A 14,749-nucleotide genomic window follows, 5' to 3' on the forward strand; every position below is an offset into this window, starting at 1 on the left:
GTTCACATTCAATTGCTATTAATGACCTGCTCCTGGGACGTGGATGAACGTAGAGTAGTAAGTAAAGCCAACGAAAAACACTGTCAGATAGGCTCCGAAAATATACATGTACATGCGTTCAGAAATGTTCAAGTATCCAAGAAGAACGAAGAAGCCGGTATTGGCAACCATCAACAATGATACTTCTACCATGTCGCCGACGTAAAATAAGATTGCAAAGATTCCAGTCCACCATCCCATTAATTTAAACATATTATCCATGGGTAATCCCTCCTTTGCCACAATACAATAATCTCCTATTCATTATATAGGAAGACGAGTCTATGTGTAAACAAGGACTTCGGGCTAGATTGTGACAAAGCGGTGTAGGCGTCTCCATAAAGCGTTCTAAAGCTATGCACGCAAGCCCTGAAAACCTGTATTTCAAGGCTTTGAGGCGCTCAAATAATTATTTTGCTATTTTTGATATCCAAGGACCATCCATATGCTTATACTAATGGTGAGCGGGGAGGCAGCCTCCGCTCCTAGACCCGGACAGGAGGTGAATATGCAAGACATCATTGAACGGCGTTGCTTCGATCTATTGCATTCCGCCGTAGAAGAAAAAACCACCGATATCCACATCAGGCCTGAACCCCGCGATTACAGCATCACCTACCGGACCTACAACCAATTCAAGCCGGTGGCGAAAATCCCCTTCGATTTAGGCGATCGAATGATAGCCTACTTCAAATACCTCTCCCTTTTGGACATGAGCGAAAAACGAAAACCCCAAACCGGCTCATTCCATCTCCAGATGAATGGCCATACCCACCATTTCCGCATCTCAACACTGCCGTCCGTCATGACGAAAGAAAGCATCGTCATCCGCGTCATCCCCGACAGTACAGCGTTGTTTCTCGACGAATTGGCGGCATTCCGTGATTCGGCCAGGCTGCTCGAGAAGCTTGCCGGCGAACGGCAAGGGCTAATGCTATTGACAGGACCGACTGGCTGCGGCAAATCGACGACCTTGTATTCTCTCTTGCGCCATTGTTCCGAACGGCTGAACCGCAATGTCATCACGCTCGAAGACCCGGTCGAGCGGCAAAATCCTGCCTATCTTCAAATCCAAGTAAACGAAAAGTCGGGAATGAATTATGCGACCGGCTTGAAAGCCATTTTACGCCATGATCCTGACATCATCATGATCGGCGAAATCCGCGATGCCGAAACCGCTGAAATAGCCGTCAGGGCTGCCTTGACAGGGCATTTGGTGTTTTCGACGATCCATGCGAGGCATTCGGTCGGCTGCATTCATAGGCTCCATGACCTTGGCATCCCCTACGAAGATATGTTGCAGACGCTCATTGGCATCGCAGCCCAGAAAATCGTGCCGATGTATGAGGATTTGGAGCAGCTCCAGACGAAGCATCGCGCGTTATACGAGATTTTATGCGATGACAGTCTAGCGGACGCGATTCGTTCCGCGAAACAGCAGCAGGATTATCAACTGCCGGAGCATTTATCGTTCGGCGGGCAGATCCGGGAAGGGGTGAGGATCGGTGCGCTTCATTCCGCTTTCGAATTCTAGCCGATTGCCGTTTCGCGACCGCGGCCAATTCTTGATGAGGCTTTCGGTATTGATGTCGGAAGGCTATTTGTTTCCCGTTGCCATGACGCTCCTGTTGCCCATGCACACAGAGCGTGTTGACGAGGCGCTCGCGGGCATGGACCGCATATTAAAAGGCGGCGGCAACGCAGCGGAAGTGCTCAAGTTTCTCGGGTTCCGCGAGCGCGTATTGTTCCCGGTTGAGATTGCCGAGTTTCATGGCAAACTCGGCGAGGCGATGACCGGCATCGCTGCAGGGTTCAAGCGGACTGAAGAAGTGCAGAGGAAGTTGCGCAATATCCTCATCTATCCGGTCTCGCTGTTAATTCTTACCGCTGCGTTGTTCTTGTTTTTCAGAACCAATTACGTGCCCAATCTGACTGCGTTGATTTCTTCGCTGCAGCACGGCGAGGAAGGCAAGGGGGTTCCGGTTTATTTGCTGCGCATTCCGGATGTGGCGATCGCTGTTTTCACGGCTGTTGCGTTGATAATTATTGGCTTCCGTGAATATGTAAAGCGGCAGCCTGCAGAACGTCAAATTTCACTATTGATCAAATTGCCGGCCATTGGCCCCGTAATGCGTCTTTATTGGTCGCAAATCGCTTCTAGGGAACTTGGCACGTTATTGCATAGCGGAATTTCCTTGCAGGAAGCGCTGAAATTATTGCGCATCCAGCAGCATCACCCCATTATCAGCCAGATCGCTGAATCGCTCCACGACGAAGTCAAGACCGGCATCGCACTGTCAGTTGCTGTTGGGCGCCATGATTTTGCGGCAAACGATATGGCGGCATTCATCCGCCACGGGGAAGCGACCGGCATGCTCGGGAAAGAATTGATGCTCTATAGCGAAGTGTTGCTCGACCGGATGGAACTGCAAGCCCAGCGGTCATTGAAAATCATCCAGCCCAGTTTCTTTGTGTTGATTGCCGTTTGTATCGTCGCCGCCTATTTGGCGATTCTTTTGCCGATGTACAATCTCGTCCATACGATATAAGGAGGAATACGATGAAACGATTAAAAAACCAACGGGGCTTTACGCTTATTGAAATGTTGATCGTCATGTTGATCATCACCGTATTGATCGCGATTGCCATCCCGAATGTCTCGAAACAGACATCGGCGGTCGATGAAAAAGGCTGCAAGGCCTTCGTCCAGATGGTTCAGGGCCAAGTGGAATCTTACCGGATGGATAAAAAAGCGATACCGGCGATGGCGGACTTGGTGTCTGAAGGCTATTTGAAAACAGGCGAGACGAGCTGCCCGAATGGGGAAGTGATCAATATTTCGGTTGACGGCGTGGTGAGCTCATCAAAAGGTACCTAAAAAGCAGTTCAGGATTTACCTTGATTGAAATGCTTCTCGTGTTGATGGCGGTCGGAATCAGTGCCTCACTGGTCGTGGCTTCTGCTGCATCACTCGAAAGAAAGCGGGAAGAAGACCGTTTTTTCGCATTGCTGGAGCAAGACATTCATTATGCGCAAAGCCAAAGTTATTCACTCGGCACTTCTGTGGTCGTCGTTTTTCGGGTTGCCAAGCCAGGCTATGAAGTGGTGTATGGATTGACCCGCCCTGGATATGCCAGGGCCATGCCGGAGTCGATTCGCTTGAACGCATCCAGCAATCTGCGCGAAGTGTATTTCATGGCGAATGGATCAATCCACCAGCCAGGCACCATGCGCTTTTCGACCAGCAGCGGTGAAAGGACGGTGACGGTCCATCTTGGAAAAGGGCGCGTGGTGGTTTCAAAATAACAAGGGCATCTCCATGGCGGAAACGATGCTCAGCCTGTTTATGGTATTTCTCGTGTTCGGTTCGCTGTTGCCGCTCGTCCATGATATGCAGGTCAGGCTCGAACTGAAGAAAGAGCGTCTCGCGGCTTATGAGACCTTGCATGAAGCGGCAAAAACCATTGCCTCTACAGGCAGCGCTGAAGGCCAACGCTCAGTGAACGGCATCTTGTATTCCTGGCAAGCGGAAGGCCATTGTGTCGAGTACGTGGATTTTCAAGGGGAGCATGTGCGCTTATGCATCGAGTGAACATCCGGTCATCAAAAGGGTTTACCTTTCTGGACAGCCTGTTGGAGCTGTTGGCATTATCGATTATGCTGCCGCTTGCCGCGATGTTCTATCTATTCAGCTCGCAATTTTTGGTGGATTTGGATTCCAGCGCGACAGAGTTCCGCCTGTTTGCGCTGGAGCTGCAGCAGTATCTGGATGGCAGCGAACAAATTTACATTATGCGCGATGGAAAGGGCGTACGCATTGTTCGTGAAGGCGTTGTTTACGATATCGAATTGTACGGCAGCGTCGTGCGCAAGCGCAAAGACCAGCTGGGCCATGAAATCATGCTGACCGATGTGAAAAACAGCTTTTTTCAATTAAAAGGCAAGCGTTTGACCATCCAACTGGAGTTTCACAGCGGCGCAAAAGAGGAGGCCGATTATGCGCTTGCGCTTCCTGACTAGCCAATCCGGTGCAGTCTATCCATTGTCTCTCGTGTTCTTTATGTCCGCATTGACGCTAATATCCCATATGGTGCTGCTTTATGCGATCGAATATCAAACTTATGATAGTTTGGAAAATGTTCATAGAAATGCTACTATACAACTACTGATAGAAATTGGGCAAAATAAAATCCCTGAGTAGGGTAGTACGGGTGGGTACAATGAACAGAATATATTTGATCGGTTTTATGGGCTGCGGAAAAAGTGCGGTCGGCAGAAGGCTAAGCTTCTTATTGAAGATGCCCTATTATGACATGGACAAAGAAATCGTCCGTCAAGTGGGCATGACGATACCGGAAATCTTCGAACGTTTCGGCGAGGAATATTTCAGGAATCTCGAGACGGAATTTTTGCAAAATTTGCAACAGGACCATTGTATTATCTCTACTGGCGGCGGTGTCACGATGCGCAAAGTGAATCAGCGCCTCATGCGCCAGACGGGACTCGTGTTATTTTTGGATGCGCCTTTCAAGGAAATTTGGCGCCGTATCCACAAAGACCCGAACCGCCCGATTGTCCGGCGTTCGACACGCGAGGAAATCGAGGCGCTCCATAAATCGCGCTACCGGGATTACAAAAGGACAGCGCATATTACCATCCGGACCGAGCACCGCACGCTAAGGCAAATTACGCAATATGCTGCATTCCAAGTCAAACGCTTGAAAAACGAATGATTTTAAAGTTTTATTTTTAAATGTTCGTAATTAGAGCTTTAAGACAAAAAAGATTGCGCTTTCGCTGATTCAATGTTAGGATGTAGTCGAAGTTATACTATTCTGTATAACGGGATGGACCAATTCATCATTGATTTGGGCGGATGATTGTACGGGGAGAGAACGCTATAGCGTCGCCGAAGGAGCAAATGATCGATCATGAATCTCTCAGGCAAAAAGACTCGTACAGGACGCATCTCTGGAGAATGCTGACCTTGTGCAGCTACCGATGAGGAAAGCCGTTACGGTAAACTTTCAGGTGCCAGGACAGAGAATTCCCTTTCCTAGTAAAGGGGATTTTCTGTCCTTTTTGTGTGCCTTGAAAACAGGAGGGGAAAAGATTGGGACAATTGAAGCGAACACCTTTGTTTGAATCGTATGCCCGCTATGGCGGGAAGACGATCGATTTCGGCGGATGGGAATTGCCGGTGCAATTTTCTTCCATCAAAGAAGAGCATGAAGCAGTCCGCACAAAAGCGGGGTTGTTTGATGTCTCCCATATGGGCGAGATTTTCGTATCGGGGCCGGACAGCCTGCCATATTTGCAAAAATTGCTGACCAACGATGTATCGAAGCTCCAGGAGGGGCAAGCGCACTACACGGCTCTGTGCTATGAAGACGGCGGAACCATCGACGACCTGCTTGTCTACAAACTCGGCGATGCCCGCTATCTGCTCGTGGTCAACGCTTCGAATATCGACAAGGATTTCGATTGGATGCAAAACCATCTCGAAGGCAATGTCGAAATCGATAACGCCTCGGACCGCTTTGGCTTGCTGGCTTTGCAAGGGCCGGTGGCTGAAAAGGTATTGTCTGCGTTGACGGAAGAAGACCTATCGGCGATCCGCCCGTTCCGGTTCAAGGATAATGTCGAAGTAGCCGGGCAGCGAGTATTGGTATCGCGCACCGGCTATACGGGAGAAGATGGGTTTGAAATCTATGGAAGCCCGGAAGCGGTCACGGCCTTATGGGACCGGATCCTGGAAGCCGGTGAATCGGAAGGCATCGTGCCGGCAGGTTTAGGTGCCCGCGATACCTTGCGTTTTGAAGCAGGTCTCGCACTTTATGGGCAAGAGCTATCAAAGGATATCACGCCGCTTGAAGCGGGTATCGGTTTTGCGGTCAAGCTGAAAAAAGAATCCGATTTTATCGGGAAACAGGCGTTAGCGGAACAGAAAGAAGCTGGGGTGCCGCGAAAATCCGTCGGCATCGAAATGATCGACAAGGGCATCCCGCGCCATGGCTATGCAGTATACAAGGGTGACGAGAAAATCGGCGAAGTCACGACAGGAACACAATCGCCGACATTGAAGAAGAACATCGGGCTGGCTTTGCTGGATGCAAACCACAATGAGCTAGGCACGGAAGTGGATGTCGAAATCCGCAACAAGCGCCTGAAAGCAAAAATTGTCGCAGCGCCATTTTATAAACGCTCTAAATAATCCGAATAAAGAAGGGGACTGCACACGATGAACCATCGCTATCTACCAATGACTTCCCAAGATGAAAAAGAAATGCTCGAGACGATCGGTGTCCAATCGATCGGCGAATTGTTTTCGGACATACCTGAAAAAGTACGATTCAAAGGCGAATACAACATCAAGCCTGCTAAATCCGAATCGGCATTGACGAAGGAACTGGCACAGCTCGCGGGCAAGAATGCGGATTCGGTCCGGTATGCTTCGTTCCTCGGCGCTGGTGTTTATGACCATTACAAACCGATCATTGTCGATCACGTCATTTCCCGTTCTGAATTTTACACGGCCTATACACCTTACCAGCCCGAAATCTCCCAAGGGGAATTGCAGGCGATCTTTGAGTTCCAGACGATGATCGCGGAAATCACCGGAATGGATATCGCAAACTCCTCCATGTACGACGGTGGCACAGCGCTTGCAGAAGCGGGCATGCTCGCAGCAGGCCAGACGCGCCGCAAGAAAATTCTCGTATCCCGCGCGGTCCATCCCGAATCACGCGATGTAGTGCGTACTTATGCGCTCGGCCAATCGATCGAAGTAGTGGAAGTCCCGCTCAAAGACGGCCGTACGGATATCGATGCCCTGAAGGAAATGGTCGATGAAAACACAGCGACCGTCATGATCCAATACCCGAACTTTTTCGGGCAAGTGGAAGATCTAAAAGAAATCGAACCGATCGTCCATGGAGCGGGAGCGCTCTTCACGGTGTCTTCCAACCCATTAGCGCTTGGCGCCTTGACCCCGCCAGGCAAATTCGGTGCTGACATTACAGTCGGCGATGCGCAGCCATTCGGCATCCCTGAAGCATTCGGCGGCCCTCATTGCGGCTATTTCGCCGTGACACAGAAATTGATGCGCAAAGTTCCGGGGCGCCTTGTCGGCGAAACGACAGACGATGAAGGCAGACGCGGATTCGTCCTGACTTTACAAGCGCGCGAACAGCACATCCGCCGCGACAAAGCCACGTCCAATATTTGTTCGAACCAGGCCTTGAACGCTTTGGCTGCTTCTGTAGCCATGACGGCGCTCGGCAAGGAAGGTACGAAGGAAATCGCGGTACAGAACATCACCAAGACCCATTATATGAAGCAGCAGCTGAAAAAATCCGGATTTGAGATCGCTTTTGACGGTGCCCATTTCAATGAAATTGCCGTCAAGGTCGATTCGTCGGTCAAGAAATTGAATGCGGCTTTATTCGAAAAAGGCATGATCGGCGGCTATGATCTCGGCTTGAGCTACGACGAGTTAAAGGGCCATATGCTGATTGCGGTCACGGAACAGCGTTCTAAAGAAGAAATCGACGCGTTTGTACAGGAAATCGATGCATTCGTGCGAGAAACGGAGGCTTCCCATGCATAAGGACAACCAACCACTCATCTTTGAAATGACCAAACAAGGCCGTGTCGGCTACAGCCTGCCGGAACTTGATGTGCCGGAAGTGGATTTGAACGAACTGCTCGGACAAGAGCTTGTCCGTGAGGAATTTGCAGAATTGCCGGAAGTCTCGGAGCTCGATATCATGCGCCATTACACAGCGCTGTCAAAACGCAATCACGGTGTCGATTCCGGGTTCTATCCGCTCGGTTCGTGCACGATGAAATACAACCCGAAAATCAATGAATCCGTTGCCCGCTATTCAGGTTTCGCGAACATCCATCCACTGCAGGAGGAATCGACTGTGCAGGGCGCAATGGAATTGATGTATGACCTTCAGGAACATTTGAAGGAAATCACCGGCATGGACGAAGTGACGCTGCAGCCGGCTGCAGGCGCACACGGTGAATGGACGGGCCTCATGATGATCCGCGCATTCCACGAAGCGAACGGCGATTTCAACCGCACGAAAGTCATCGTGCCTGATTCTGCCCACGGAACGAACCCGGCTTCTGCGACAGTCGCCGGTTTCGAAACGGTGACCGTGAAATCGAACGAACACGGGCTTGTCGACCTTGAGGATTTGAAGCGCGTAGTCGGCGACGACACGGCGGCACTCATGCTGACGAACCCGAACACGCTTGGCCTGTTCGAGGAAGACATTCTCGAGATGGCCTCGATCATCCATGGTGTCGGCGGCAAGTTGTATTACGATGGCGCGAACTTGAATGCCGTCATGTCGAAAGCACGCCCTGGCGACATGGGCTTTGATGTCGTCCATTTGAACTTGCACAAGACCTTCACGGGCCCTCACGGCGGTGGCGGCCCAGGATCTGGCCCAGTCGGCGTGCAAGAGGACCTGATCCCGTATTTGCCGAAGCCGATCCTCATCAAGACCGATGAAGGCTTCGCATTCGATTACGACCGCCCTGAATCCATCGGCCGTGTCAAACCGTTCTATGGCAACTTCGGCATCAACGTCCGCGCCTATACTTATATCCGCACGATGGGGCCGGATGGCTTGAAGAAAGTGACGGAATACGCCGTCTTGAATGCCAATTACATGATGAGACGCCTCGCGCCTCATTTCGATTTGCCGTACGACCGCCATTGCAAGCATGAATTCGTCTTGAGCGGCCGCCGCCAGAAGAAACTCGGCGTCAGAACACTCGATATGGCGAAACGCCTGCTTGATTTCGGTTACCATCCGCCGACGATCTACTTCCCGCTCAACGTGGAAGAAGGCATGATGATCGAGCCGACCGAGACGGAATCAAAAGAGACGCTCGATAACTTTATCGATGCGATGATCCAGATTGCGCGTGAAGTGGAAGAAAATCCAGAGATCGTGCAGAATGCACCGCACACGACGGTCATCAACCGGCTCGATGAAACGAAAGCGGCACGCAAGCCAGTGCTCCGTTACCAGAAGCAGTCAGCTAGCGAATAAGATAGAAAAAATCCCGGATGCATTCGCTTCCGGGATTTTTTCGGTTATTTGGATTTGATTTTGCCTGTCCATTTCTTAAAGCCGCCCTGCAATTGGAACAATTGGTCATAGCCTTTTTTCTTCAGGAACAATGCGACGCGACCGCTTCTTGCACCGTTTTGGTCATATAGGTAGACCGGCTTGTCTGCGCGGATTTCCTTATAGCGCTGGCGCAATTGCGATTGCGGGATATTGCGCGCCCCGAGGATGTGGCCGGCTGCAAAGTCTTTCGGTTCCCGGACATCGATGAGCTGCGCTTTTCTGTAGCCTTGGATGAATTCTTCCTGGTTCAAGTCGGTAACTGCCTTGCGGATGCGCAGGAAGGAAACGACCGCAAAAATGAGGATGGCGATGACGACACCCAATGTGATGTACAATAATTCCACTATTCTTGCCCCTTTCTATACTTCCCCATTATAAGAGATAAGGTGGCGGATATTCAATGGCTATGTTACAGTAATCGAGGCAAATCAGAGGCAATCCTGTGAAGCCTGGGGGCATGAACCGCATTGCGGCCATCCTTTCGGTTGTCAAGCGAATTCCGCAGGAAATTAACCCGTTTTTTGCGCCAGAATATGCGAACATACGTGTCTTTCGTCTCATTTTGAAGGAAGTGTGAACGCGTAACCCTTGCCATTGCTCGGTTATTCGGGCAAGACGATTTTCCATCAGAAAAATGTTATTGCGAGTGAGTTTCAATATATAGTATCATGGGAAATGTAATAATACTATATATAGTGTTCACTCCATATAATACAAAGGAGGATTTGTCAAATGGTTTCAGCCACACAATCCGATTATACATTAAACATTGAATCATTGAACAAAGACATCGAGGCTTTCCCTCAAGTCCATGCAATCACGAAGGATATGAAGAAGACCCATAAAGGCGTCTCCCGCCTGGTCATGATCGACCGCTATTCCTTCAAGGATACCAGCAAGAGCACGTTGAAGCCTGGTGATTTCGTCGTTCTGACAGTCAAGGAAGACCCGAAATTCCCTGCGCGCGGGCTTGGATATATCGTTTCGATCGATAAAGATGCGAACAAGGCGCGCGTATGGATCGAAGAGGATTACCGCAGTGCGATCGACAATCCTGAAGAAGTGGAACAAGGCATCGTCAACCGCCCGATCGATGTCATCGAGAAACCGCTCGAAGTGTTTTATGAGCAAATCGCCAAACGCAACGCCACAGGCCTTTCCGCAGTCGAGAAAACGCCTGAAAAGCAAAGCGAATGGTTCGAAAAATTCTACGAGCAACTCGTCAACTTGAATTTCGTGCCGGCCGGCCGCGTCCTTTACGGTGCAGGCGCCGAGACAGATGTCACCTATTTTAACTGCTACGTGATGCCTTTTGTTGCCGATTCACGGGAAGGCATATCTGACCATCGCAAGCAAGTGATGGAAATCATGAGCCGGGGCGGCGGCGTCGGGACGAACGGATCGACACTTCGCCCGCGCAATACACTCGCCCGTGGTGTCAACGGCAAATCATCCGGTTCCGTATCCTGGCTGGACGATATCGCCAAACTGACGCATCTGGTCGAACAGGGCGGTTCGCGCCGCGGTGCGCAGATGATTATGCTTGCCGACTGGCATCCGGATATCGTAGAGTTCATCATTTCCAAAATGCAGAATCCGCGTATACTGCGGTACTTGATCGAAAATACCCAAGACGAGACGATCAAGCGCCTCGCGAACGATAAATTGAAGTTCAAGCCTTTGACGGAGCAGGAAGAAGCGATGTATCAAGGTTTGCTTAACTACCGTGCCATCCCGGGCATGGGCGGATTCAATGAGAAGATCATGCGTGATGCGGAGACGAAACTGCGCGATGGCGGCACATTCTCCGTCCATAACGAAGAATTCCTCACCGGCGCCAATATTTCCGTCACCTTGACGAAGGATTTCATGGAAGCGGTCGAAAAAGACAGTGATTTCGAATTGCGTTTCCCGGCGGTCGAATCATACTCACCGGAAGAGATGGCCATCTACAACGAAGAATGGCATAAGATCGGCGATGTGCGTGAATGGGAGCGTCTCGGGCACAAAGTCCGCACCTATCGTGTCATTAAAGCGCGCGAACTGTGGAATTTGATCAATGTGTGCGCAACATACTCGGCAGAACCCGGCATCTTCTTTATCGACAACGCCAATGAAAAGACGAACGCGACAGCTTACGGACAAAAAGTCGTGGCGACGAACCCTTGCGGAGAACAGCCGCTCGCGCCATACTCCGTGTGCAACTTGGCGGCCGTCAATTTGGCACGCTTCGCCGATCCGAAAACGAAGCAAGTCGATTTTGAAGCGCTGAAAGAAACGGTGCGCGTCGGGGTCCGCATGCAGGATAATGTCATCGACGCAACGCCTTATTTCCTGGAGGAAAACCGCGTGCAGGCGCTCGGCGAACGCCGCGTAGGGCTTGGCGTCATGGGCCTCGCTGACTTGCTCATCTATTCCGACCGTGAATACGGTTCGCCGGAGGGCAATGAGCTGGTCGATGAAATCTTCAAGACCATTGCGGTTGCCGCATACGAAGCATCCACTGAACTCGCTGAAGAGCGCGGCAGTTTCCCGTTCCTCGTCGGCGAAACAGACGCGGAAACCGAGAATCTTCGCCGTGCTTTCACGGAAACCGGCTTTATGCAAGGCATGCCAGAAGAAATCCGCCAGGCGGTAATGGCTAAAGGAATCCGCAACTCGCACTTGTTGACGGTGGCGCCGACTGGCTCGACCGGGACGATGGTCGGGGTATCGACAGGTCTCGAACCATATTATTCATTCACCTACTACCGCAGCGGCCGCCTCGGGAAATTCATCGAAGTGAAAGCGGATATTGTTCGCGAATACTTGAAGAACAACCCGGACGCAGACGAAGACAATCTGCCGGAAGCATTTGTCACATCCATGGACCTTGCGCCGGAAGCGCATGCGGACGTACAGTGCATCATCCAGCGTTGGATCGATTCCTCGATCTCGAAAACCGTCAATGCGCCAAAAGGCTATACGGTGGAACAGGTCGAAGGCGTCTATGAGCGTCTTTACAGAGGCGGTGCCAAAGGCGGCACAGTGTATGTCGATGGTAGCCGCGATTCACAAGTGCTGACTTTGAGAGCGGAAGACAATACGTTCGAAGAAGAGCATAAAGAAGAAGACACCGGCAAGCGCCCGGTCGTCTTGATCGATACCATCCAGGATTTGCGTTCGACCAATGTCACGATTGGATCGGAAGTCGGCAATACCTGCCCTGTCTGCCGTAAAGGGACAGTGGAAGAAATGGGCGGATGCAACACATGCACAAACTGTGCAGCCCAATTGAAATGCGGATTGTAACAGATCCGTGCGCCCTGGGAACACCCCGGGGCCGGAAGGGAGCGGAAGCCAACATAGGCTTCCGCTTTTTTTCGGGCTTGAGGGACCTGCTTTCCTGCTTGCCGCCGATAATACGTATGCTAGAATGGAAAAGGAACGCAAAGAAAGGGGTGCAAGGGGCATGAGAGTCTTGGTGTTGAACGGTCCCAACTTGAACCGTCTTGGGAAACGCGACAAACAAAAGTACGGCAGCTTCACGTTACAGGAACTTGAACGGGAACTGCAGGAGTTCGCCGATGGGGAAGGCTTCGAACTGATCTGCCGCCAGTCCAATCATGAAGGCGAACTGATCGATTGGATCCACGGCGCGGACGATGATGCCATTTCCGGCATCGTCTTGAATGCCGGTGCGTATACGCATACAAGCATCGCTATCCGCGATGCCATCGAATCGATCCAAGTGCCGGTCGTCGAAGTACATATTTCCAATATCCATGGGCGTGAAGAGTTCCGCCACCATTCCCATATCGCCCCGGTAGCAATTGGCCAAATCGCCGGCTTCGGCAAGGACGTCTACCGGCTGGGGCTCCAGGCACTCCTGCTTCGACAACAGAAAGGATGAAACTGATGAAATTGATGAAACTGCGCGAACAAATGCAAAAGCGGGAATTGGATTCCCTGCTGGTGACAAATCCGTACAATCTTCGTTTTATTACAGGCTTCACCGGAACGGCCGGGCTTGCGCTCATTACGCCGAATGACGCCTGGTTCATTACCGACTTCCGTTACACCGAGCAGGCAGGGGAACAAGTCAAGGAATTCAAGGTGGTGCAGGCACAAAAAGGCTTGATTGACGAAGTGGCGCGCATTGCCGGGGAAGCGGCGGTCGAGCGGCTGGCTTTCGAACAGGATTATATGACCTTTGCGACCTATTCGCAGTATCAGGAAAAACTAACCGCGACGCTCGAACCGGTAAGCGGGGTGATCGAAAAGCTGCGCATGGTGAAATCACCGGAAGAACTAGAGGTGCTGAAAGCGGCAGCCAAGATCGCCGACGATGCATTCGAACATATTTGCTCGTACATTAAGGCGGGAATGACAGAACTGGAAGTTTCCAATGAACTGGAATTCTTCATGCGTTCACAAGGCGCGACTTCCTCTTCATTCGACATCATCGTCGCCTCGGGCTTGCGTTCTGCGTTGCCGCATGGCGTTGCGTCCGATAAAAAAATCGAACAAGGCGATCTCATCACGCTCGATTTCGGCGCATTGTACAATGGCTACGTATCTGACATCACGCGCACCGTTGCGGTCGGCGAACCTTCCGACAAGCTCAAGGAAATCTATCAAGTAGTGCTGGATTCACAAATGTTGGCACTCGAGAAAATCAAGCCGGGCATGACCGGGATCGAAGCGGATGCCATCGCTCGCGATTACATCAAATCTAAAGGCTACGGGGAAGCGTTCGGTCACTCGACAGGGCACGGCATCGGGCTCGAGGTCCACGAAGGGCCAGGGTTGTCGTTCCGCTCGGAAACCGTCCTTGAACCGGGCATGGCTGTGACGGTCGAACCGGGCATCTATTTGCCGGGAATTGGCGGAGTGCGCATCGAAGATGATATACTGATTACCGAAACGGGGAATGAACGCTTGACGCATTCTTCCAAAGAGCTTCGCATTTTATAATAAACGGAGGAACTACAATGATTTCAGTAAATGATTTTAAAACAGGATTGACCATCGAAGTGGATAACGATATTTGGCGCGTGATGGAATTCCAGCACGTAAAACCGGGTAAAGGCGCAGCATTCGTTCGCTCGAAGCTACGCAATTTGCGCACGGGAGCGGTCAACGAAAAAACATTCCGCGCCGGCGAAAAAGTGGCGAAAGCGCAGATCGATAACCGCAAGATGCAGTATTTGTACGCAAGTGGCGATATGCATGCGTTCATGGACACGGAAACATACGACCAGATCGAATTGCCGGAAAAAAGCATTGAATATGAACTGAAATTCCTCCAGGAAAACATGGAAGTACAGGTCATCCAATACCACGGCGAAGTGCTTGGCGTCGAATTGCCGAACACGGTCGTCCTCGAAGTGGCTGAAACAGACCCGGGCATCAAGGGAGACACAGCGAGCGGTGGTTCAAAACCGGCGATCCTGACAACGGGCCTATCCGTGCAGGTGCCGTTCTTCATCAACCAAGGGGATAAACTAATCATCAATACCACCGATTCTTCGTACGTATCCCGCGCTCAATAAGTAGGAAAGGCCTCTTTTATG

16 protein-coding genes and 1 riboswitch are annotated in these 14,749 nt (G+C 51.2%); of the genes, 14 read left to right on the top strand and 2 right to left on the bottom strand.

The features are described 5' to 3' along the window. Positions 1–18 precede the first annotated feature (18 nt). Complete coding sequence (locus BBI15_RS07850) at positions 19–261, bottom strand: DUF2626 domain-containing protein (protein ID WP_058380895.1); 243 nt, start codon at positions 259–261, stop codon at positions 19–21. A 286-nt stretch (positions 262–547) separates the two neighbouring features. Here BBI15_RS07850 and comGA point away from each other — a divergent pair, with 286 nt between their 5' ends. The 10 genes from comGA (at position 548) to gcvPB (ending at position 9,113) form a co-directional block, all read left to right on the top strand. Then, the gene (gene comGA / locus BBI15_RS07855; RefSeq protein WP_068869057.1) at positions 548–1,573 is read left to right on the top strand and encodes a competence type IV pilus ATPase ComGA; all 1,026 of its coding nucleotides are present in this window, start codon (positions 548–550) and stop codon (positions 1,571–1,573) included. Further along, positions 1,545–2,588: a competence type IV pilus assembly protein ComGB gene (gene comGB, locus BBI15_RS07860; protein WP_068869058.1), complete on the top strand. Its 1,044-nt coding sequence runs from the start codon at positions 1,545–1,547 to the stop codon at positions 2,586–2,588. Before comGA ends, comGB begins: the two co-directional genes overlap by 29 nt. An 11-nt stretch (positions 2,589–2,599) precedes the next feature. Next, on the top strand, positions 2,600–2,917 hold the full coding sequence (gene comGC, locus BBI15_RS07865; RefSeq protein ID WP_068869059.1) for a competence type IV pilus major pilin ComGC: 318 nt from the start codon (positions 2,600–2,602) through the stop codon (positions 2,915–2,917). Beyond that, entirely contained in the window at positions 2,902–3,345 is a 444-nt protein-coding gene (gene comGD, locus BBI15_RS07870; RefSeq protein ID WP_257785651.1) for a competence type IV pilus minor pilin ComGD, read from the top strand. Before comGC ends, comGD begins: the two co-directional genes overlap by 16 nt. A gap of 13 nt (positions 3,346–3,358) precedes the next feature. Next, positions 3,359–3,631 (top strand): hypothetical protein, encoded by a 273-nt coding sequence (locus BBI15_RS07875; RefSeq protein WP_237150923.1) that lies wholly within the window; start codon positions 3,359–3,361, stop codon positions 3,629–3,631. Continuing rightward, positions 3,619–4,059 carry a competence type IV pilus minor pilin ComGF gene (gene comGF, locus BBI15_RS07880; protein ID WP_068869060.1) on the top strand — a complete coding sequence of 147 codons (441 nt, stop codon included), beginning with the start codon at positions 3,619–3,621 and terminating at the stop codon, positions 4,057–4,059. The genes BBI15_RS07875 and comGF overlap by 13 nt, the downstream gene beginning before the upstream one ends. Positions 4,060–4,259: 200 nt before the next feature. Beyond that, positions 4,260–4,772 carry a shikimate kinase gene (locus BBI15_RS07890; RefSeq protein WP_068869062.1) on the top strand — a complete coding sequence of 171 codons (513 nt, stop codon included), beginning with the start codon at positions 4,260–4,262 and terminating at the stop codon, positions 4,770–4,772. A gap of 143 nt (positions 4,773–4,915) precedes the next feature. Further along, positions 4,916–5,005, top strand: a riboswitch (glycine riboswitch). Between the two features lie 147 nt (positions 5,006–5,152). Next, on the top strand, positions 5,153–6,253 hold the full coding sequence (gene gcvT / locus BBI15_RS07895) for a glycine cleavage system aminomethyltransferase GcvT (protein ID WP_068869063.1): 1,101 nt from the start codon (positions 5,153–5,155) through the stop codon (positions 6,251–6,253). A 27-nt stretch (positions 6,254–6,280) separates the two neighbouring features. Further along, entirely contained in the window at positions 6,281–7,648 is a 1,368-nt protein-coding gene (gene gcvPA, locus BBI15_RS07900) for an aminomethyl-transferring glycine dehydrogenase subunit GcvPA (protein ID WP_068869064.1), read from the top strand. Then, entirely contained in the window at positions 7,641–9,113 is a 1,473-nt protein-coding gene (gcvPB, locus tag BBI15_RS07905) for an aminomethyl-transferring glycine dehydrogenase subunit GcvPB (RefSeq protein WP_068869065.1), read from the top strand. Before gcvPA ends, gcvPB begins: the two co-directional genes overlap by 8 nt. Positions 9,114–9,157: 44 nt before the next feature. Here gcvPB and BBI15_RS07910 read toward each other — a convergent pair whose 3' ends face one another. After that, positions 9,158–9,538: a rhodanese-like domain-containing protein gene (locus tag BBI15_RS07910; RefSeq protein ID WP_068869066.1), complete on the bottom strand. Its 381-nt coding sequence runs from the start codon at positions 9,536–9,538 to the stop codon at positions 9,158–9,160. A gap of 388 nt (positions 9,539–9,926) precedes the next feature. On the opposite strand from BBI15_RS07910, the gene BBI15_RS07915 reads away from it, so the two are divergent. From BBI15_RS07915 to efp, 4 genes are all read left to right on the top strand, one after another. Beyond that, positions 9,927–12,485 (top strand): vitamin B12-dependent ribonucleotide reductase, encoded by a 2,559-nt coding sequence (locus BBI15_RS07915; protein WP_068869067.1) that lies wholly within the window; start codon positions 9,927–9,929, stop codon positions 12,483–12,485. A gap of 160 nt (positions 12,486–12,645) precedes the next feature. Then, positions 12,646–13,086 (top strand): type II 3-dehydroquinate dehydratase, encoded by a 441-nt coding sequence (aroQ, locus tag BBI15_RS07920; RefSeq protein WP_068869068.1) that lies wholly within the window; start codon positions 12,646–12,648, stop codon positions 13,084–13,086. A gap of 5 nt (positions 13,087–13,091) precedes the next feature. Further along, positions 13,092–14,150: a M24 family metallopeptidase gene (locus BBI15_RS07925; protein ID WP_068869069.1), complete on the top strand. Its 1,059-nt coding sequence runs from the start codon at positions 13,092–13,094 to the stop codon at positions 14,148–14,150. A gap of 17 nt (positions 14,151–14,167) precedes the next feature. Next, entirely contained in the window at positions 14,168–14,728 is a 561-nt protein-coding gene (efp, locus tag BBI15_RS07930; RefSeq protein WP_068869070.1) for an elongation factor P, read from the top strand. Positions 14,729–14,749: the final 21 nt, after the last annotated feature.

It is taken from the genome of Planococcus plakortidis, from assembly GCF_001687605.2.
Classification (GTDB): Bacteria; Bacillota; Bacilli; order Bacillales_A; family Planococcaceae; genus Planococcus; species Planococcus plakortidis.